At 38.6% G+C, this 19,902-nt stretch carries 20 protein-coding genes; all 20 read left to right on the forward strand.

Annotated elements, in window-relative coordinates; genetic code table 11:
• Window positions 1-17 precede the first annotated feature (17 nt).
• The 20 genes from HNP38_RS00830 to HNP38_RS00925 all read left to right on the forward strand — a co-directional run bounded on the left by HNP38_RS00830 (window position 18) and on the right by HNP38_RS00925 (window position 19,883).
• On the forward strand, window positions 18-5,921 hold the full coding sequence (locus tag HNP38_RS00830; RefSeq protein ID WP_184182996.1) for an alpha-2-macroglobulin family protein: 5,904 nt from the start codon (window positions 18-20) through the stop codon (window positions 5,919-5,921).
• Between the two features lie 44 nt (window positions 5,922-5,965).
• Complete coding sequence (gene eco, locus HNP38_RS00835) at window positions 5,966-6,457, forward strand: serine protease inhibitor ecotin (RefSeq protein WP_184182999.1); 492 nt, start codon at window positions 5,966-5,968, stop codon at window positions 6,455-6,457.
• Between the two features lie 248 nt (window positions 6,458-6,705).
• On the forward strand, window positions 6,706-7,161 hold the full coding sequence (locus tag HNP38_RS00840; protein WP_184183003.1) for a DUF1569 domain-containing protein: 456 nt from the start codon (window positions 6,706-6,708) through the stop codon (window positions 7,159-7,161).
• 15 nt (window positions 7,162-7,176) lie between these two features.
• Window positions 7,177-7,656 carry a hypothetical protein gene (locus HNP38_RS00845; RefSeq protein ID WP_184183007.1) on the forward strand — a complete coding sequence of 160 codons (480 nt, stop codon included), beginning with the start codon at window positions 7,177-7,179 and terminating at the stop codon, window positions 7,654-7,656.
• 14 nt (window positions 7,657-7,670) lie between these two features.
• Complete coding sequence (locus HNP38_RS00850; protein ID WP_184183009.1) at window positions 7,671-8,075, forward strand: hypothetical protein; 405 nt, start codon at window positions 7,671-7,673, stop codon at window positions 8,073-8,075.
• Window positions 8,072-8,443: a VOC family protein gene (locus HNP38_RS00855; RefSeq protein ID WP_184183012.1), complete on the forward strand. Its 372-nt coding sequence runs from the start codon at window positions 8,072-8,074 to the stop codon at window positions 8,441-8,443. Before HNP38_RS00850 ends, HNP38_RS00855 begins: the two co-directional genes overlap by 4 nt.
• An 18-nt stretch (window positions 8,444-8,461) precedes the next feature.
• Window positions 8,462-9,004, forward strand: a complete 543-nt coding sequence (locus tag HNP38_RS00860) for an SRPBCC family protein (protein WP_184183015.1) — start codon at window positions 8,462-8,464, stop codon at window positions 9,002-9,004.
• Between the two features lie 38 nt (window positions 9,005-9,042).
• Window positions 9,043-9,486 carry a VOC family protein gene (locus HNP38_RS00865; protein WP_184183018.1) on the forward strand — a complete coding sequence of 148 codons (444 nt, stop codon included), beginning with the start codon at window positions 9,043-9,045 and terminating at the stop codon, window positions 9,484-9,486.
• A 107-nt stretch (window positions 9,487-9,593) separates the two neighbouring features.
• Complete coding sequence (locus HNP38_RS00870; RefSeq protein WP_184183021.1) at window positions 9,594-10,349, forward strand: SDR family NAD(P)-dependent oxidoreductase; 756 nt, start codon at window positions 9,594-9,596, stop codon at window positions 10,347-10,349.
• Window positions 10,350-10,353: 4 nt separating this feature from the next.
• Window positions 10,354-10,887, forward strand: coding sequence for a class I SAM-dependent methyltransferase (locus tag HNP38_RS00875; RefSeq protein WP_228460893.1), 534 nt, complete (start codon window positions 10,354-10,356; stop codon window positions 10,885-10,887).
• 25 nt (window positions 10,888-10,912) lie between these two features.
• The gene (locus tag HNP38_RS00880) at window positions 10,913-11,308 is read left to right on the forward strand and encodes a DUF1398 domain-containing protein (RefSeq protein WP_184183024.1); all 396 of its coding nucleotides are present in this window, start codon (window positions 10,913-10,915) and stop codon (window positions 11,306-11,308) included.
• 183 nt (window positions 11,309-11,491) lie between these two features.
• Window positions 11,492-12,166 carry a DUF2490 domain-containing protein gene (locus HNP38_RS00885; protein WP_184183026.1) on the forward strand — a complete coding sequence of 225 codons (675 nt, stop codon included), beginning with the start codon at window positions 11,492-11,494 and terminating at the stop codon, window positions 12,164-12,166.
• An 8-nt stretch (window positions 12,167-12,174) separates the two neighbouring features.
• On the forward strand, window positions 12,175-13,179 hold the full coding sequence (locus HNP38_RS00890; RefSeq protein WP_184183028.1) for a bestrophin family protein: 1,005 nt from the start codon (window positions 12,175-12,177) through the stop codon (window positions 13,177-13,179).
• A 69-nt stretch (window positions 13,180-13,248) separates the two neighbouring features.
• Window positions 13,249-14,862 carry a Na+/H+ antiporter gene (locus HNP38_RS00895; RefSeq protein WP_184183030.1) on the forward strand — a complete coding sequence of 538 codons (1,614 nt, stop codon included), beginning with the start codon at window positions 13,249-13,251 and terminating at the stop codon, window positions 14,860-14,862.
• 24 nt (window positions 14,863-14,886) lie between these two features.
• On the forward strand, window positions 14,887-15,312 hold the full coding sequence (locus HNP38_RS00900) for an SRPBCC family protein (RefSeq protein WP_184183032.1): 426 nt from the start codon (window positions 14,887-14,889) through the stop codon (window positions 15,310-15,312).
• Between the two features lie 252 nt (window positions 15,313-15,564).
• Window positions 15,565-15,948, forward strand: a complete 384-nt coding sequence (locus tag HNP38_RS00905) for a VOC family protein (RefSeq protein ID WP_184183034.1) — start codon at window positions 15,565-15,567, stop codon at window positions 15,946-15,948.
• Between the two features lie 35 nt (window positions 15,949-15,983).
• Window positions 15,984-17,006, forward strand: coding sequence for a glutaminyl-peptide cyclotransferase (locus HNP38_RS00910; RefSeq protein WP_184183036.1), 1,023 nt, complete (start codon window positions 15,984-15,986; stop codon window positions 17,004-17,006).
• A 151-nt stretch (window positions 17,007-17,157) separates the two neighbouring features.
• Window positions 17,158-18,183 (forward strand): glutaminyl-peptide cyclotransferase, encoded by a 1,026-nt coding sequence (locus tag HNP38_RS00915; RefSeq protein ID WP_184183039.1) that lies wholly within the window; start codon window positions 17,158-17,160, stop codon window positions 18,181-18,183.
• A gap of 84 nt (window positions 18,184-18,267) precedes the next feature.
• Entirely contained in the window at window positions 18,268-19,251 is a 984-nt protein-coding gene (locus HNP38_RS00920; protein WP_184183042.1) for a hypothetical protein, read from the forward strand.
• Between the two features lie 17 nt (window positions 19,252-19,268).
• Window positions 19,269-19,883, forward strand: coding sequence for a deoxynucleoside kinase (locus tag HNP38_RS00925; RefSeq protein ID WP_184183045.1), 615 nt, complete (start codon window positions 19,269-19,271; stop codon window positions 19,881-19,883).
• The last annotated feature ends 19 nt before the right edge of the window (window positions 19,884-19,902 follow it).

A 19,902-nucleotide genomic window follows, 5' to 3' on the forward strand; every position in this document is an offset into this window, starting at 1 on the left:
GATCAAAAATAATATTTATGAAAAGAATTTCCAAGATTTTTATGCTTTTGCTTCTCATGCTGAATCTATCGGCAGTTTCCGGTCAGAAATATTACGATGACCAATGGAAAAAAATAGAAGATAACAGTAAGAAAGGAGCCTATAAATCTAATCTTCCCATCGTTTTAGACATACAAAAGCAAGCCATGAAAGAAAACAATGCCCTTCAGCTTATCCGCTCCCTGAAAGCGGAATTCAGTATTGTGAATCAGACTAGAGATGATGATCAGAACGATGCTTCTTCTCAATTTTTCAGTAAGCTTCAGAATGCAGAAAAGCAATTGAAAGGCGAAGAATATCTGGTGTATAAAGTATTACTGAATGAGTTTTTCATGGATTATTATAATCGAAACTCCTGGAAGATCAACAGCAGGACCAATCTGAATTCTCAGGACATCTCACAGATTGAAACCTGGAGTAAGCTTGATTTTAAGAATTACTTGGATAAGAGTTATCAGGAGCTTGACCAGCAGAAACAGGCAATGAAAACCATCTCTTTGGGAAGATACAAAGATGTTTTTTCCAATACGAAGGATATGGCTTATTTTCCCACCTTATTGGATTGGTATTCCCTGAAAAAAGTAGATTTCTTTTCCAATAACGGGCTTTTTACAAAGAATGAGCTTACGGAAAACCGAACAAAGATCAATGCTGTTTTTGATGAACTGATCACTCAGAATAGCGGGAACTCCAGATTGTACTTTATGCATCAGAAAGTAGCGGAGAACTGTAATTTCACCCCATGCAAAGATCGGCTTGAACAGCTTCAGAGCCTTATAAAATCTGACATAGAAGGAGACTATAAAGTTCTGATCATGGAAGAAATCATGAACGAACTTACGGCTAAAAAGAAAGAAAAGGAGGCGCTTGCTGTTGCAGATCAGGCTAAAAAACAATATCCGAAATCTCCTTTCATAGAAAATATTAAAAACAGGGAAAAACAGATCATTAATCCGTCCCTGAATATTAAGTATGAGCAGCAGGCCCAAAGCAATCTGCCGATTCATCTGGTAGCAGAACATAAAAATGTTTCTGAATTTTCATTGGCCATTTATGAGGTGAAAGAAGAATTTGCAATCTTCTTGCAATATGCGCAGAATTCTTACGGGAATATGTTCGGAAAAGTGAATAAGAATCTGGTAAGAAAAGAAGTTTTCCAGTTGCCGGATCTCAAAGATTACCAATCTCATAAAACTTCTCTGGAGATCAAACCACTTCCGTCCGGGATCTATGTTGCAGAATATTCTGTGGCGGATTCAGATGCCCGAAACAACGGAAACGGGCAAAATTTTTATTTCCTGGTTTCCAATAACAGGATCATTTATCAGTCTAAAACAGATAGAAACCAGCTTTCCAACGAATTAAAATTGGTGAACAGTGAGAACGGGAAACCCATTGCAAATGAAAACCTGGCTTTTTATGAATTTGTAGCCAATAAAACTTTAAATAAAATAGAAGGTAAAACGGATGATAAAGGTATTTTCAAATTTCCGTCAACAGCAAGCAAGGATTATTACAGAACATTCCTGATACGGCAGCCTAAGACCAATGACTACCAGATCATGCAGGTGTATGGGAATGATGGTTATGCAGAAGGCTATAATCCGAATAAGCAGTCCCGTACCAAAGCCCAGATCTTTACCGACCGGGGTATTTACAGGCCGGGGCAGACCGTATATTTTAAAACGATCAATACAAGAATTGATAAAGAAATTGAATCCGTAGCTTCAGGTTTAAAACAAAAAATAACCCTGATTGATGCCAATGGAGAGGAAGTTTCTTCACAAAGCTTTACAACTAATGAATTTGGCTCTTATCATGGAAGCTTTATCCTTCCCAAAGGAAAACTGAACGGAGTGTTTTACCTGAGAACAGATAGTGAAGAAGGCTATAAAGACTTTAGGGTTGAAGAGTACAAAAGGCCAAAATTTGAAGTGACTTTTGATCCGGTAAAAGAGGAGTATAAATATGGACAGACCATTGAGCTGAAAGGAAAAGCCATGATGTTTTCTGGTGTTGCATTAAGCAATACTACTGTAAATTACGAAATTAAAAAACGCAACATCCGCTGGAGGTATTTCTGGTGGTATCCTCAGGAAGATGATAATGAAAATTCGATCCTGGGAGAAGCAAAAACAAATGAGAAAGGTGAATTTGTGATCCGTTTGGATCTTAAAAAAGATGAAAAACTTGAAGGGATCCAGATCGACAATTATGAGATCAATGCTTCGGTAACGGATATTAACGGGGAAACCCAATCTGCGGATACCCAATTGAAGGTTGCATCAGTGTCTCATTACATTCAGGCAGATCAAATTAAAAATGTATTTGCCAACGAAAATATAAAGCTGAAAGTCGAAACAAAAAATTATAATGAACAAAACCTGAAAAAACCATATCAGGTAAAATTATCCAGATTAGAAGCCCCGGACAGGATCTTCAGGGAAAACTTCAGATCCGAGGTTCAGAATCTGCCGAAATTCTCAAAAGATGAATTCATCAGCAAATTCCCACACGATCTGTATGATAAAAATGATGAACTGAAAAACTGGAAAGTTGAAAAAGTTCTTTTCAGTAAGACACAGGAGCCATCAGCTGACAACTCTCAACTCTCAACTCATCTGGACTTAGGGAAATTAGAAGCTGGCGATTATCAGCTGGAATTATATAATATTGAAGGAAAAGACACCATAAAATCTTCCCAAAACTTTAGTGTATGGGATAAGAACTCATTAAAGCCTAATCAAAAGACCTTCTTAACGGTTTTGGAACCTAAAGAAGAATTTTTAAGAGGAGAAAAAGCAAAAGTATATGCATATTCTAGCGTTCCTGATGCATGGGCCTATGTTTTTGTACAGGATGGTTCCGGGAAAACAGTTTCGGAAGTGCATCGTTTTAAAAACGGTATTTTGGAATATGTTGCTGAGATCCCGAAAGATAAAAGTGTGTCTGTTCTGAATATCCAGTTCCAAGTGGTGGCCTTTAATGATGTACAGACGCAATCTGTCAATCTGAAAATAAAAGATACCGAGCAGCCTTTGAAAATAGAAACGGTTACTTTCAGGGATAAATTGGAGCCGAATTCCAAAGAAAAATGGTCAGTGAAGATCTCAGGAAATGATAAAGAAAAGATCAATGCTGAGGTATTGGCCAATATGTACGATATGTCATTGGATCAGTTCGCAGCCAATAGTTTCAACTGGTATAAATTATATGTTCCTTATTCTGTTGTGACATCTTATGACGTCCGACAATATCTGCTTCAGAAGTATTATCAGAAAAGAATAGAATATGTCAATGGAGCGTATGTGGAAGTGCCTAATTTTAACTGGTTTGATGGCAATTTATTTTATGGAGGATTGAGAGGCGACTTTGCTGGTTTAGCGGTTCAGAATGCAGCTCCGGCTCCTGCAGCCATAGCTAAAGAAAAAAATATAGAAGAAGTAGTAGTTACGGGATATCGTACAGTATCAAAAAAGGCAGTAACCGGCTCAAATGTTCAGGAGGTTGAACGTGATGGAGATGGTGCTATAGACAAAGAAGATACAAAAGAATCCTTAGAGAAAATTCCTGTTCGTCAAAACCTGAACGAAACAGCATTCTTCTATCCCGACCTGAAAACCGATGCGGAAGGAAACGTAAATTTTGAATTTACTTCACCGGAAGCCCTTACAAAATGGAAGCTGATGTTCCTTGCCCATACCAAAGATGCAAGAGCGGCAACACTGGAAAAAGTAGTGGTGACCCAGAAAGAATTTTCAGTAACCCCTAATTATCCGAGATTTTTAAGAGAAGGTGACGAACTGAATCTACAGTCAAAACTGTCTAATTTATCTGATAAGCGATTAAGCGGTTCAGCCGTTTTACAAATATTGGATGCATTTACCAATGAAGATATTTCCTCTAAATTTGGATTGAACGCAGGAACTCAGAATTTTGACCTGAATGAAAACGGAAATACGGCTTTAACCTGGAAACTGAAAGTTCCGAACAATGTTTCTTCCATCATCGTAAAAGTGATAGCCAAAGCAGGTGCTTATTCCGACGGCGAGCAGCAGGCTATTGCAGTATTGCCAAACAGGATGCTGGTTACTGATGCCGTTCCGGTATTCGTAAAAGAAGGAGAAACAAAAACGTTTGAACTGGATAACCTTAAAAATACAAACTCTACAACGGTTTCCAATGTTTCCAATACACTGGAGCTTACGACAAACCCGATCTGGGAGATCATGTTTGCACTGCCAAGCCTGAAAAATGACCAGAATAATTCGGCAGATGTGGTCTTCAACAAATGGTTTGCAGATGTGCTGGCTTCGGAGATCTTCAAAGCGAATCCTAAAATGAAAACCGTTTTTGAAGAATACCAGAGCAAAGGATTACTGAATTCAAACCTTGAAAAAAATCAGGAACTGAAACAATTGCTGCTGGAAGAAACCCCTTGGGTACTGGAAAGCAGGAACGAAGAAGAGCAGATGCAGAAACTTGCATTACTGTTTGATACTAATACCATGAGAAATTCCATTAATCAGGACTGGAGCGATCTGGTAAAAACGCAGAATCCGGATGGCGGCTTCTCTTGGTATTCAGGATATCCGAGTTCTTACGGAGTGTCCATGTACATTCTTAAAAACTTAGGAAAGATCAATGTATGGCTGAAAGACAATGTGAAAGACTATCAGAGTTCTGCTCAAAATGAAATGGTTGCCAGACTGGTTCAGTATGTGGATAATGAGATCGATAAATACTGGGAGCCGAAAAAGGAAAATGTATGGAACAACTGGACATTGGATTACCTGGATACCCGAAACTATTGGGAAAAACAATATCCGTTGAAAGGAAAAGGAGCAACATTGAAGTCATTGGTAAAGCAAAAAGCAAAAACAGCTAAACTTACCGATTTCACTTTCTTCGTGCTGCATCGTGCTGCATTATTAATGAGTGATTACGGATTAAAAGATACTTCCGATAAGCTGATGAATTACCTTAAAGAAACGTCTACAGATACCAAAACACAAGGCGTGTACTGGAAGCAGAATCTTAATGACTGGGGCTGGTTCAGCTCAAAAGTGGTAAACCATGCCGGAGCGTTGGAAGTGTTCAGCAAACTGAAGCCAAACGATCAGAAATTCATTGAGGACATGAAGATCTGGCTGGTTACCCAAAAAGAAGTCAATTCATGGGGCAGCTCAAGAAGTACTTCCGAAGTGATCTTTACAATTCTGAATTCAGGGAAATCATGGACCAGTGCTGAAAGCGATAAAGCCACGATCGTTTGGGGCGGAAAAGAATTAAACCCTAAGACTCAGGCGACAGGATATGTAAAATCAGCAGTGAAAACCGATGTAGTGGATAAAAACTTAGGTACAGTGACCATAACAAAACCAGGTCCCGGAATTGTTCAGGGAGGATTGTTCTGGCAGTATTATGAAGATCTGGACAAGATCAGATCATCGGAAAGCTACATCTCCATTACCAAAGAACTATACCGAAAAGTAAAAACGGTAAACGGAGAAGAATTGCAGAAGATCTCATCCGAAACACCGTTGAAGGTAGGAGATAAAGTAACCGTAAGAATGATTTTGAATACCGATCGTCCGATGGAGTTTATCCATATTAAGGATATGCGTGCCGCAGGATTTGAGCCTGTGGATGTGTTGTCAGGCTACCAGTGGAAGAATAATTTAGGATACTATCAGTCAACAAAAGACGCTTCTACCAACTTCTATATCGAGTATATGCCGAAAGGAAAATATGTTTTCGAATATGATTTTACAGCTAATGCATCAGGGAAATTCTCAAACGGGATCACGACGATGCAGAATTACTATGCACCGCAGATGAATGCCCATACAAAAGGCACCAATATTCAGATTTTGGAATGATTTTTGGCTATAGGGTAGGAGTGAAATTTTAAAAATAAAATAAAATGAAATTTTCGAAAACCTTAATTACAGGATTGATTATGTTGGTGGGTGTAAATACTTTTGCCCAAAAGAAAAAAGCAGAGAAATTTGAAAAACTGGAGATAGAAATGTTTCCTAAAGCAAAAGAAGGTTATAAGCAGGTGTATATTCAGCTTCCTGTTGCGAAAAACGAAAATGACCTGAAAGTTGAATTTTTTGTGGGAACGGAAAAAATGCTGGACTGCAACAAACATTTTCTGATGGGGAACGTAAAAACTCAGGATCTGCAGGGCTGGGGATACAATTATTATGAAGTGGAGTCTAAAGGAGAAACCGGCGGTACCCTTATGGCCTGCCCGGATCAGAAGCTGACAAAGAAATTTGTTACCCTTCAGCCGGAAATCGTAAGGTATAACAGCAAATTACCTTTGGTATTTTATATTCCTAAAGACTTGGAAGTCCGTTACAGGGTATTGCGCCCTGATGCTGCTATGAAAAAAGCGGTTCAAAAATAATTTAGATTTAATTTTAATTATAGAAAAGCTTCCGGCAAATTGCGGGAAGCTTTTTATTTTTTATATATGACAAAAAAATCAAACACTAAAATAAAGCAGGTTTCTCATAAAGATCTTAGATAACCTATCACTCATCATTCATAACTTATCACCTGCCCACTTTTTCAGGGTTTTTACGGTTTTTCAAAAAGTATATAAAATCATTGAAAAAAACTGATATATTTGTTTTCGAAAGAATTAAACAAACTATGGAAAATGTATTTGATGCTAAAGATGCTCAGAACTATATTGACAGGATAAATAAGCTTATTCCGGACACTCACGGACTGTGGGGGAAGATGACCGTTGATCAGATGCTGGCTCACTGCAATGTTTCCTATGAAATGGTTTATGAGCCTGAAAAACATAAAAAACCGGGATCTATTGCCAAGTTTATTTTAAAAACTTTTGTAAAATCCAAGGTGGTAGGTGAAAAGGCGTATTCCAAAGGAGGACCTACCGCACCGCAGTTTATCATTACAGGAAGGAGAAACTTTGACGATGAAAAGAAAAGGCTTATCGGCTTTATCCAGAAAACACAGCAGATGGGGTCTTCGGCTTTTGATGGTAAAGAATCTTTCTCCTTCGGAAAGCTCAATGCGCAGGAATGGAATAATATGTTTGCAAAACATCTGAACCATCATCTGTCTCAATTCGGAGTTTAAAATTCAAAAAACAATATGAAAAAATTTTTATTATTCCTCCTTTTTATTTCTAACCTTGTCTTGGCACAGCAACAACAGATGCCGGATATTTCCAGCGTATGGCTGAATAACAGTAAACCTTATGTCGGTACAATAGGTAACGGGACACAGGAAATTAAGCTTAAGATCAATATTTCTGAGCAGAACAAGAAAAATAATCAGGAGTATTTCGTTTCAGGGTATTCAGTGGTAGATACAAACTACTCAAAATTTGAAGGAAAAATTACGGTCACCAAATACAAGGACTTTAAAAAGAAAGGAACCGTATTTGGGGAATATGAACTGGCAGAAGAAAATAAGGGGAAGCACTCCGGGATTTTCAAAGGCAAATTCATTTACACCTTCAAATGGAACAGGAAAACTGAGAAGATCGAGGGCCAGTACATAGAATTCATCGGAAACTGGGAAAGCTACGATAAAACCCTTGATTTTAAGACACGCTTGAAAAACCAATAAAAAACTTATACATCATGTTAAGAAAAATATTATCAGTGGTAGCAGGCATCATTGCAGGTTCTGTAATTGTAGGCCTCGTTGAATGGCTGGGACATTATCTGTACCCGCTGCCGGCAGGAATGAAAAGCAACGATATGGAAGCAATGAAGGAATATATTCCCAATGCACCTTTTATGGCCTTGTTTTTTGTGATTATTGCATATGCCTTGGGAGCCTTGGCTGCAGGTTTTGTTTCTACAAAAATTGCCAGAGACGGAAAGAACATATATGCCATTATTTGCGGGATCATCTTTGTCATAATTACCATCATTAACCTGGCTATGCTGCCTACCCCGGCGTGGTTCTGGGTTCTTGGGATTCTGGTCTGGGTACTCGTATTAGCAGGATATAAATTAGCATTAAATAAAAACAGAGCATGAAACTAGGAGCATTTTCAATTAGCTTAAGCGTTAAGGACCTTCAGAAATCTAAAGAATTTTACGAAAAACTGGGTTTCAGTTCCATGGGAGGAAACATGGAACACAACTACCTGATCATGAAAAACGGAAGCACTTTGATCGGGTTATTTCAGGGAATGTTTGATGGCAATATGCTTACATTCAATCCCGGGTGGGACGAGAACGCCCAGAATCTGGAATCTTTTGATGACGTTCGTGATATTCAGAGACATCTGAACAAAAACAATATCCAGCTTGATAAAACAGCGGACGAAGCGACTTCAGGACCTGAACATATCTTTTTAAAAGACCCGGACGGGAATATGATCCTGATCGATCAGCACAGATAACATTAAAAACATATAATTATGAAAATATTAAAAAGAATTATATTATTTCTGGCAGGACTGCTTATCATCTGGCTCATCATAGCCGCTTTTATTCCAGGTGATTGTAAATATGAAAAATCCATATCCATCAACGCGCCGGCAGAAAAAGTATGGAAGAATACCAATACCTTAAAGGCAATGGACCAGTGGAGTCCATGGAATGATCTGGATCCCAACATGAAAAAAGACTGGATGGGAGTAGCAGGCCAATCCGGTGAAAAAGTATGCTGGGACAGTAAAAAAGAAGAGGCAGGAAAAGGATGCCAGGAAGTAAAAAAAATAGATGCGGCAAACAAAAGGATAGACACATCAATCCGGTTCCTGACCCCTTATGAAAGTGAAGCAAATGCTTATGTGACTATCGTTCCGGAAGGAAACGGAAGTAAGGCAACATGGGGATTTACCTCGCAGATCCCTTATCCGTTTACCGTAATGAAACTGTTTATGAATATGGAAGATCAGATAGGAGATGATTACCAGAAAGGACTTTCGAGATTAAAAGCACTGTCTGAAAAACCTTAATTAAAAAATACAAATTAAAACTAAACATTAAAAACATTATGGCAACAGTAAACGTTTACTTAACATTTGACGGGAATTGCAGAGAAGCATTCGATTTTTATAAATCTGTTTTTGGAGGAGAATATCCTTATATCGGAACTTTTGGGGAAATGCCTGCTATGGGAGGGCAGGAGACTCCTGAAACAGATAAAGACAAGATCATGCACGTTTCACTTCCTATTTCCAAAGAAACGGTATTGATGGGGAGTGATACCGGAGGTGAATGGGCATCTCATTATAAAGCGGGAAATAATTTCTCTGTTTCCGTAGGTGCAGAATCCAAAGAAGAGGCAGATAAATTGTTCGGAGGTCTTTCTGCGGGAGGTCAGGTTACAATGCCTATGGCAGATACCTTCTGGGGCGCTTATTTCGGAATGTTTACAGATAAATTCGGGATCAACTGGATGGTTAACTATGATGATCCTGCGAAAATGCAGCAATAATAATTAATATTTTATATACGAAATATAGTTAAAAATAACCGGTGGATCATCCATCGGTTTTTATTTTGTAATACCTTTGATATCTCAAATTTTAAATCAATACAATTATGAATAAAATAGCAGTCGTTACCGGTGGAAACCGCGGTCTGGGAAAAGATATGGTACTGGCACTTGCCAAAGAAGGTAAAGATGTCATTTTTACCTACAACAGTAAAGAATCAGAGGCAGGAGATGTAGTAAAGGAAGTGGAAAACCTGGGAAGAAGATCCGCAGCTATTCAGTTAAGCGTAGATCGTCAGGAAGGCTTTGATGCATTTTTCAATGAGCTGTCCCGGGTTTTGAATGAAAAATTCAATGGAGCCAAAATAGATTACTGGGTCAATAATGCAGGAATAGGCCTTCCGACTGTTTTAGGAGCAACTGATGAAAGCTCTTTTGACACCTTAATGAACATCCACATGAAAAGCCCTTATTTCCTTGTTCAGAACGCGCTGAAAGTCATGAATGACGGTGGAGCAATTGTTAACATAGGAACTGGCTTAACGAGGTTTTCCATGGCAGGATACTCTGTATATGGCAGCCTTAAAGCAGCTATGGAGACCATGACGAGATACTGGGCGCTGGAACTGGGCAAAAGACAGATCAGGGTAAACGCTGTTGCTCCGGGAGCTATTGAGACAGACTTTGGCGGAGGTATGGTTCGGGATAATGATGAGATCAACAAAACCATTGCGGCGGCTACTGCGCTGGGCAGAGTAGGGCTTCCTGATGATATTGGATCTGTGGTTGCATTTCTTTGTTCCGACAGTGCCAAATGGGTGAACGGACAAAGGATTGAGGTTTCAGGAGGGATACATTTATAAAAAGTTGAACCTTTCAGAAGCAAAAGAATTGATTATTCCCGCATTTTCCTATTCCGGATCTGCAGAAAAATGGGCAGATCTGGGATGTGGAAGCGGGTTATTTACCAATGCACTGGCCACACTTTTATCCGACGGAAGTAAAATTTATGCCATAGACAGGAACTTTCAGACTATACAGTCTGTTAACAGAGAAGTTGAAATAGAATTCATTCAGGATAATTTTGAAGATGGAGTTTCAGATATTCAGGATCTTGATGGGATTTTAATGGCCAATTCTCTCCATTACATAAGGGAAAAGGAAAAACTGATTCAAAACCTGCTGCACAACCTGAAACCGGGCGGAAAATTCATCATAATCGAGTATGATACGGAGAATGCAAACCAATGGGTTCCTTATCCTGTCAGTTTCGGGAAATTAAAACTTCTTTTCTCAAAAGCAGGATTTCAGGATATTGATAAAACTGGTATAAGAAAATCTGTATACAATGATGATCTGATGTATGGTGCGGTGATATCAGGTTTAGAAGGAGGACAATAAAAACAGACAATTAAAAAAATAAAAGATGAAATTTACAATTGACGAAATTAAAACGGAGCATCAAAAAGTAAAAAGCGGTGCAGACTTTCCAAAATATATTCAGGCTATTAAGAATTTAGGAGTTTCTCACTATACAAGTTATGTATCGGACGGCAATACGGAATATTTTGACGAGGAAAACCAATCCGCTTCTACAGGAAGCAAATACGAAGCCTTAACGATTTCAGAAAACTTAAACCCGGATAATTTCAAATCCAGACTGAAATTGCATCAACAGGGCGGAACAGATTATCTTACATTCTGTAAGGACTGTGCAGAAAATGGTGTTGAAGGCTGGAGGATGGACCTGAACGAAATGACATGTACTTATTTCGATACCGCCGGAAATAATATTTTGGTAGAACAGATTCCATCATTATAAAGTACAATAACTTTAAGCTATTGATTAGCTTTTCTATTTTATTAAACCTGTGAGGTTTGGATCCAAACTATTTCTGTTTAATCATACCAAAATTTCCATATCAAAATTTTTTTCCTTATTATTGATAATTCATATTAATAATGTTTAATATGATAGATGATAATAATAAAGTTGAAATCAATTATGAAGATTGTAAAGTCACTGGCTTTGATTATTTTCAGCCTGGGTACTGCGTTATTCCATGCTCAGGATAATGACCTGGGAGCCTGGTATATGTATTTTGGAAATAATAAGATCAGTAAAAAATGGAACTGGCATAATGAGATACAGTACCGTAACTTCGATGCGGGTGGAGATCTGGAACAGCTTCTGATCCGTACCGGGATAGGATACGACCTTACGGAGAATAATAACAACGTATTGTTAGGGTATGGTTTTATCCTGAGCCAGCCTTATGTAAACGGAGAAAAGAAAGAAAATATTGAACACCGTATTTTTCAGCAGTATATTACAAAGCAAAAGTTCGGGCGTTTCAGTCTTCAGCATCGTTACCGGCTGGAAGAGCGCTTTTTGGAAGATGATTTCAGAATGAGATTCCGTTATCTCCTGGGACTGAATATTCCGATCAACAGAAAGGAAATGCTCCCCAAAACATTATATGCTTCGGTATATAATGAGATATTCCTGCATTTCAACAGTCCGGTCTTCGACAGGAATAGAGTGTATGGAGCTTTGGGATATGTTATCAGTAAGAATTTGAGGATCGAGGCTGGATATATGAACCAGATTCAGGAGAATAAAAACCGCGGACAGGTCCAGATCGGTTTTTATAATAATATTCCGTTTAACAAAAATTAAAAAACACTATGCATTCAGGAAAAAGATTTGGCTTTCGGGAGTTCGTGATGTGGACGAGGAGAAGTATTTATGTTCTGACGATTTTGGCGGCGATCCCCACAGTATTATATTTCTTCGGATGGAAGTTCCTTTCCTTTCCGTGGCAGCCCATTGCCATTATGGGAACAGCTGTTGCGTTTATTGTCGGGTTCAAAAATAATGCAAGCTACAGCCGGCTTTGGGAAGCCAGGCAGATCTACGGAGCCATCATCAATGACAGCCGAAGTTTTGGATATATTGTAAGAGACGCACTTTCTGAAAAAAACTCAGATAAAGTAAAAGAGATATTCAAACGTCATTATGCATGGTTAACTGCACTTCGTTTTCAGCTTCGTGAGCCAAGAGCCTGGGAAAATATGAATACGGTGCAGTTTGAAGAATATGCAAAGTATTATGAGATCCCTGAAAAGCTTTCCAAGCTGGATGATGAGCTGAAGAACTATCTCTCAGAGCAGGAACTTCAATATATCTTAAGCAAGAAGAACAGGGCAACACAATTAATGGCAAGCCAGAGTAGGGATTTGTCCGGAGTTTATGCAAGAGGAGAAATTAATGATTTCCAGTGGACGCAGATTAATCAGCAGTTGGTAAAGTTCACCGATAATCAAGGGAAAGCGGAAAGGATCAAAAACTTTCCCTATCCAAGGAATTTCTCGTCCATTACGACTTATCTTCTTTTGCTTTTCATTCTTTTTGTGCCTTTCGGGTTGTTGAAAGAATTTGATAAGCTGGGCGAAGGAACTGCTTTTGAGGGTTTGACCGTGTGGTTCAATATTCCGTTTTCACTATTGGTAACATGGTGTTTTCATACGCTGGATAATGTGGGGGAGGCTTCCGTAAACCCGTTTGAGGGAAGCGCGAATGATGTTCCGATCACCCAGATCAGCCGTACCATAGAAATTGATATGAGGGATATGCTGGATGAAGACAATCTTCCACCTGCCATCACCCCGAAAAATAACATTGTATTGTAAAGAGGAAAGATAAATTTCTTTTTATCTGCCTTGAAATTCAGATTCTAATAAAATAAAGAGAAATAAACGATGATTCACAATTATGTCATAATATCGATTGCAGTTTTACTCTCTGTGATGATATTGGTAATGATAGGGCAGAAACTGAAAGTAGCTTATCCCATTTTCCTGGTTATTGCAGGATTATTGATCAGCCTGATCCCGGGAATGCCGCATATAGAGATAGAGCCTGACTTGGTTTTCCTTATTTTCCTGCCTCCGATTCTTTTCGAGGCTGCATGGTTTACCTCCTGGCAGGATTTTCATAAATGGAGAAAGCAGATTTTTTCAATGGCTTTCGGGTTGGTTTTCCTTACTTCCGTAGTCGTGGCTTACCTTTCTTCCTCCATTATTCCGGGGCTTACCGTAGCCATGGGATTCCTGTTGGGAGGAGTGAATTCTCCACCCGATGCGGTGGCTGCAACATCCGTACTGAAGCACATGAAGATCCCAAGAAAGATCACAAGCATACTTGAAGGTGAAAGCCTTATCAATGATGCTTCGAGTTTAATTGTATTTAAATTTGCTTTGGCAGCGGTAGTCTCCGGGCAGTTTATCTTTGGAGAAGCAGTCAAAGACTTTTTTAGCATGGCTGTCGGAGGAATAGCAGTAGGAGTGGGATCCGGCTTACTTTTCGGAGCTTTGTTAAAGATCATTCCGTCCAATTCCAATATAGATACTATCATTACCCTGATCGTTCCATACATCATGTACATCGGTGCCGAACACTTTCATTTTTCAGGAGTATTGTCGGTTGTTACAGGAGGATTATTAATGTCATACAATTCACACTGTTATCTGAGTCATACCTCAAGGATACAGTCCGGGAATGTATGGAGTGTACTCATATTCCTGATGAATACCCTGATCTTCATCCTTATCGGGCTTGAGTTGCCGGTTGTAGTAGCCGCCATGAAGGACTACACCATTTCCGAAGGGATTTTATACAGTATTGTAATTGGCGGAGCGATTATCCTGACCAGGATTCTATACAGCTATGCCCTGATGTATTTCCCAAGGATTTGTTCCAAGGAATTAAGGATGAAAGTCCCTAAACCGGACTGGCGGGAACCCTTTATCATCAGTTTTGCAGCCATGAGAGGGGTGGTTTCTCTGGCAGCAGCATTATCTATTCCTGCATTCTTACCCAATGGAGAAGCATTTCCGCACCGTAATATTATTTTATTCGTGACTTTTGTCATTATTTTGATTACTTTAGTAGGGCAGGGACTACTTTTAACCCCGATTCTAAAGTTGTTAAAAGTAAATGATGCAGGAAGCGAACTACCGGCGGAGAAACAGGAAATTATCCTGATGAAAAAATTGAAAGAAACCGCTTTGCAAAAGCTGGATTCTGACTTTTCCGAACTGGCCGAAAAAAACAGCCTGATACGCCACCAAAAACATAAATTGGAAAATGAAATGATGATGATGGCGGATAAAGCCGAATGCATGGCTTCTACGGGAGATTATATAGCAGCTGTTAATGAGACCAAAGATGCCCTTCGCCAGATCATTCAGGCACAGAGAAACGAGCTTCACAGAATGAAGAAAGAAAAAATATTTGATGACCATGTGATGAGAACCATAGAAATGCAGCTTGATTTTGAAGAAGCCAAGATCACCGGTTTTTCACATGGATAGAACCATAATACTGAAAATATTAATATGAGTACTCCGATCCTTGTACAGTATAAAATAAATGCTCCCATTGAAAAAGCATGGAAAGCACTTACCGATAAAAGTGAAATGAAATCCTGGTATTTCGATATACCCGATTTCGAACCGGAAGTGGGAAAGCAGTTCAATTTTTACGAACCCGGTGATGCGAAAAAATACTACCATCAATGTGAGATCTTAGAGATCATTTCAGGCCGGAAGCTGAAGCATACCTGGGCTTATCCGGAATTTTCTAAAGAAAAAACCATTGTAACATGGGAGTTGCAGCCTGAAGACGATGGAACCTTGCTAAAACTCATCCATGAGGGTACCGATAGCTTCACAGATCTGGGTAAGGATTTTTCAAGAGAAAGTTTTACAGGAGGCTGGAACGGAATTATCGGGCAAAGCATGAAATCCTATCTGGAAAAATAACAGCATAAACGCAGAGAATAATTTTCTTTGCGTTTGATCTTATAAATCAGTAACCAGGTAAATTTTAATTGATAACTACAAAAGACATAAAAAGCTTTTAAATGAACTTTAAAAAGTACATAAGAAGAAAATCAGATATTTTCAAGAGTTAATGTATACTTAAATATACTTTTCAGAGATCTTCCAAAGAAACTTAAGTGTCTCAAAAACTTTTGCGCTTTTTGTGGTTTGATTTTTTTTTACAGAGAACATATGGCAAAATACAGCTTTCTCCGTCTGATACTCTGGACAGAAAATTTAGATGAAACAATAGGATTCTATACCCATACTTTAGGGTTTTCCCTTTTGGGAAAGAATGAGGACTGGCAATGGGCTTCCCTTCGTAAAGATGATGTTCAGATCATGCTTTCTAAGCCTAATGAGCATGAAAAATTGGAAAGAATAGGCTTTACCGGATCCTTTTATTTTAATGTGGATCATGTGGATGAACTTTGGGAAGACCTGAAAATGAAAACAAAAGTTTGTTATGAGATCGAGACCTTTGAATGGGAGATGAGGGAATTTGCTATCTACGACAATAATGGTTATATATTACAATTCGGACAGCCTGTAAATGAAATTAGCAAAGCGGAATAAAATTTGCTATTTTTGGGGAAATATTTAGAAATTCAATGAAAAAAAATATAATAGCGGGTTTTGCTGCCATTTTGTTGCTGGCATCATGTAATAAAGATGAAAAGATACTGAATAGTCTCAGTGACTATAACAACTCTATGGAAGGTAAAGGATATCATTTCGGGGATAAGCTGCAGCTTCCGAAAGAGGTTACGGACAATGCAGAAAGCATTACCATAAGCTTTGGAGATAAGGAAACCTCAGATCTTACAGTAGATTCTAAATTCTATACCTTAGGAGATAACGCTGTTACATTCAATATCAAAACAAAAGGAGGTGAAACGCTAAATCAGGATGCAACCATCAATGTTTTTGCAAAAAATCCTGAAAAAAACATGTCCTATCAGATCGTAGCCGAATATCCGCATGAACCTAAAAATTTTGTACAGGGTTTCCAGCTGGAAGGGAATACAGTTTACGAAAGTGATGGTCAGAACGGAGCTTCTCAGATTTTAAAATACACACTGGGAACTACAACCCCTCTTGCGTCAACTAAACAGGCACAGGAAGACTTTTCCGAAGGAAGCACTATTGTGGGGGACAAAGTCTATCAGCTGACATGGCAAAGCAAAAAAGGATATATCTATGACAAAAATTCATTAAAATTGGTATCCGAGTTTGCCTATCCTAATGTATTGGGAGAAGGTTGGGGGTTAACATATGATGGTAAAAGCCTTATAGCTTCCGATGGCAGCAAATTATTATACTTCCTGGATGTGAAAGACCCTTCAAAGTTAGTTAAGCATATTGCTGTGGCCGGAAGTGCCCAGGCATATGACCAGCTGAATGAGTTGGAATACCATAACGGATTTATCTATGCCAACGTATGGCAAAAACCGGTTATCCTGAAAATTAATCCGATAAACGGTGAAGTGGTAGGGAAATTCGATTTTACTGAGATCACCAAGCAAAATACCAAGGGAACTGACGATGTACTGAACGGAATTGCTTTTAAAGGGGACAATATGCTGATTACCGGGAAAAACTGGTCGAAAATTTATGAAGTTGCTGTTAAATAACTATCATTAAACAGTTTCCAAGTGAAAATATAATAAACGGCGTTCTTAAGGAACGCTGTTTTTATTAAAAAGAGATTTCCCGATTCCGTCGCAATGAAATCAATGATCAGAATAAATTTTTGTTATTTTTGATAAAATATTATAAAAACCGGTGAAAGAAAATATAATAACAGGTTTCGCAGCAGTCTTACTGTTGGTGTCGTGTGATAAAAATAGGATGATCCTGAATACTTTAAGCTATTATAATAACTCAATGGAAGGAAAAGGGTACCACTTTGGAGACCAGCTGAAGATTCCTAAAGATGTAACGGATAACGCAGAGAGTATCTCCATAAGTTTTGAAGATAAAGAAACTTCGGACATGAGCATAGATCCCGGATTTTATACATTGGGCGACAATGAAATTACGTTTAATATCAAGACAAAAGATGGTAAGGCTTTAACCCAGGACGCAACCATTAATGTTTTTGCAAAAAAAACCGAACAGAATATTTCCTATCAGGTGATAGTCGAATATCCTCATAATCCCAAGAACTTTGTGCAGGGCTTCCAGTTGGAAGGAAATACGGTGTATGAAAGTGACGGGGAAAAAGGGTCTTCACAGATGATAAAATACATATTGGGAACTACAGTTCCTATTGCCTCCACCAAACAATCCCGTAAAGATTTTTCAGAAGGATGTACCATTGTAGGGGACAAAGTATATCAGCTGACCTGGCAGAGTAAGAAAGGGTATATTTATGATAAGAATTCCTTAAAACTATTATCTGAATTTGCTTATCCTAATTTATTAGGAGAAGGCTGGGGGCTGACATATGACGGAAAGAAACTTATCGCATCTGACGGGAGTAAGTTTTTATATTTCCTCGATCCTGAAAATCCATCGGAATTGATCGGGCGTATTGCCGTGGCGGGAAGCGCTCAGAAATATGATCAGTTGAATGAACTGGAATACCATAAAGGTTTTGTATATGCCAATGTATGGCAAAAGCCTTTTATTTTGAAGATCAATCCGGTAACCGGTGAAGTAGTCGGGAAATTTGACTTTACAAAAATTGCTGATGAAAATGGCGAAGGAGAGAATGATGTACTGAACGGAATTGCCTTTAAGGGAGACCATATGCTGATCACCGGGAAAAACTGGCCGAAAATTTATCAGATTGCCATAAAAGAATGAAAAATTTTCAGGAATTTTTATTGGAATAGAATAAAGTATGTAAATTGGCAGTACTCTTTATGAGCATTGCATTAGAAAAAAATATTGAAATTAATACACCTCATACTGATCCTTATTTTCTGTTCATTATCTGCACAGAAGAGTCTTCCTTTAGATACTTTAAAGCTTAAGGAAGCAGGAGATATGTTTGCGGATGATTACGGAAACCTGTATATCTATAAGAATAAGGACTTCAGTCTTACCAAATATGACTCACTGGGAAAGCAGATCGGGAAAATGATGCTTACCGTTCCCTATAAAGTGCAGAGCGTACAAAATCCACTTACCGTTCCATTGTTTTCGGAAAATGCCCAGGAACTGAAATTGGTAGACCAGAACCTTAACGAAATTCAAAAAGTAGATTTCAAGCAGAAATTCGGGTTTATAAAAATGGCTTATGCAGAAGATCTTCAGCAGCTTTGGCTTTTGGATGACAGTGCAAAGCGCCTGATCCAGTATAACTTCAGAAACGAGACGACCATCAATTCTTATCCTTTTGATGCCGGTTTTGATGACCTGACGGACCTTCTGGTGTTTGAAAATAAGGTTTATATCCTGACCCGGAAATCTCTGATCGTCTATACCCTTAAATTTGAAAAACTTTTTGAAGTTCCTGTAGAAAACGGAAAACGTTTCAGAAGAGAAAATGAGTCCGTTCTGGTAATTACTAAAAATTCAATACTAAAATACATTCCTGAAAAAGAACTGGTGAAAGTTTTTGAGGATACCGATGCACAGATTGTGGATAAAAACACCCTTTCTTTTTTTGAAATCAAAGCCAACAAACTTTATCTTTACAGCCTCGAAAAAAGAACAGCTAAAGAACAGACAAAACAGGAACCCACTGAAGAAACTATAGGACAGCCTTCAGAGCCATCAGTAAAAGAGCCTGTTGAAAAGGAGGCTGAAAAGCCTGCCGAAACGACTGAGGTACCGGAGGAAAAAAAGGTGGAAAATACTCTGGAAAAGCTTATTGAAGATACTTCAGAAGTTCAGGCTGCGGGAATTGAGTTATATAATCATCAGTAAAAACAGTAAGGGAAAATATGCACATTGCGGTTACAGGAAATATCGGAGCGGGAAAAACTACTTTAACGACTATGCTTGCCAAGCATTACGGATGGAGTGCACAGTTTGAGGATGTAGATCATAATCCTTATCTGGAAGACTTCTACGCAGATATGAGTAAGTGGAGTTTTGCACTCCAAATCTATTTCCTCGGAAGTAGGTTCCGTCAGGTAAAGGAAATCCGGGAAAGCGGTAAAAATATCATCCAGGATCGTACGATCTATGAAGATGCACATATTTTTGCCGAAAACCTTAATGATATGGGACTGCTTTCGGACAGGGATTTCAATAATTATGCATCCGTATTCAGCCTGATGAAATCTTTTGTTTCAGCTCCTGACCTGCTGATCTATCTGAAATCCGATGTTCCCAACCTGGTTAAAAAGATCTATAAAAGAGGAAGGGAATATGAGGCATCCATCAGTATCGAATACCTTTCAAAACTTAACCAGAAATATGAAAAATGGATCTCAGGTTATACGGAAGGAAAACTGCTGATCATTGAAGTGGACGACCTTGATTTTGTGGAAAAGCCTGAAGATTTCGGATTTATTCTGGAAAAGATAGAAGCAGAGCTTAACGGTCTCTTTTAACAATTATTTATTATAAATT

Source organism: Chryseobacterium defluvii (genome assembly GCF_014204415.1).
Taxonomy (GTDB): Bacteria; Bacteroidota; Bacteroidia; order Flavobacteriales; family Weeksellaceae; genus Chryseobacterium; species Chryseobacterium defluvii_A.

Bases quoted from the DNA above. Each gene is read 5' to 3' on its own strand.
- eco (WP_184182999.1), top strand. From the start codon at position 5,966: ATGAAATTTTCGAAAACCTTAATTACAGGATTGATTATGTTGGTGGGT.
- HNP38_RS00905 (WP_184183034.1), top strand. From the start codon at position 15,565: ATGGCAAAATACAGCTTTCTCCGTCTGATACTCTGGACAGAAAATTTA.
- HNP38_RS00880 (WP_184183024.1), top strand. From the start codon at position 10,913: ATGAAATTTACAATTGACGAAATTAAAACGGAGCATCAAAAAGTAAAA.
- HNP38_RS00900 (WP_184183032.1), top strand. From the start codon at position 14,887: ATGAGTACTCCGATCCTTGTACAGTATAAAATAAATGCTCCCATTGAA.
- HNP38_RS00925 (WP_184183045.1), top strand. From the start codon at position 19,269: ATGCACATTGCGGTTACAGGAAATATCGGAGCGGGAAAAACTACTTTA.
- HNP38_RS00840 (WP_184183003.1), top strand. From the start codon at position 6,706: ATGGAAAATGTATTTGATGCTAAAGATGCTCAGAACTATATTGACAGG.
- HNP38_RS00845 (WP_184183007.1), top strand. From the start codon at position 7,177: ATGAAAAAATTTTTATTATTCCTCCTTTTTATTTCTAACCTTGTCTTG.
- HNP38_RS00890 (WP_184183028.1), top strand. From the start codon at position 12,175: ATGCATTCAGGAAAAAGATTTGGCTTTCGGGAGTTCGTGATGTGGACG.
- HNP38_RS00885 (WP_184183026.1), top strand. From the start codon at position 11,492: ATGAAGATTGTAAAGTCACTGGCTTTGATTATTTTCAGCCTGGGTACT.
- HNP38_RS00850 (WP_184183009.1), top strand. From the start codon at position 7,671: ATGTTAAGAAAAATATTATCAGTGGTAGCAGGCATCATTGCAGGTTCT.
- HNP38_RS00910 (WP_184183036.1), top strand. From the start codon at position 15,984: ATGAAAAAAAATATAATAGCGGGTTTTGCTGCCATTTTGTTGCTGGCA.
- HNP38_RS00865 (WP_184183018.1), top strand. From the start codon at position 9,043: ATGGCAACAGTAAACGTTTACTTAACATTTGACGGGAATTGCAGAGAA.
- HNP38_RS00895 (WP_184183030.1), top strand. From the start codon at position 13,249: ATGATTCACAATTATGTCATAATATCGATTGCAGTTTTACTCTCTGTG.
- HNP38_RS00860 (WP_184183015.1), top strand. From the start codon at position 8,462: ATGAAAATATTAAAAAGAATTATATTATTTCTGGCAGGACTGCTTATC.
- HNP38_RS00855 (WP_184183012.1), top strand. From the start codon at position 8,072: ATGAAACTAGGAGCATTTTCAATTAGCTTAAGCGTTAAGGACCTTCAG.
- HNP38_RS00830 (WP_184182996.1), top strand. From the start codon at position 18: ATGAAAAGAATTTCCAAGATTTTTATGCTTTTGCTTCTCATGCTGAAT.
- HNP38_RS00870 (WP_184183021.1), top strand. From the start codon at position 9,594: ATGAATAAAATAGCAGTCGTTACCGGTGGAAACCGCGGTCTGGGAAAA.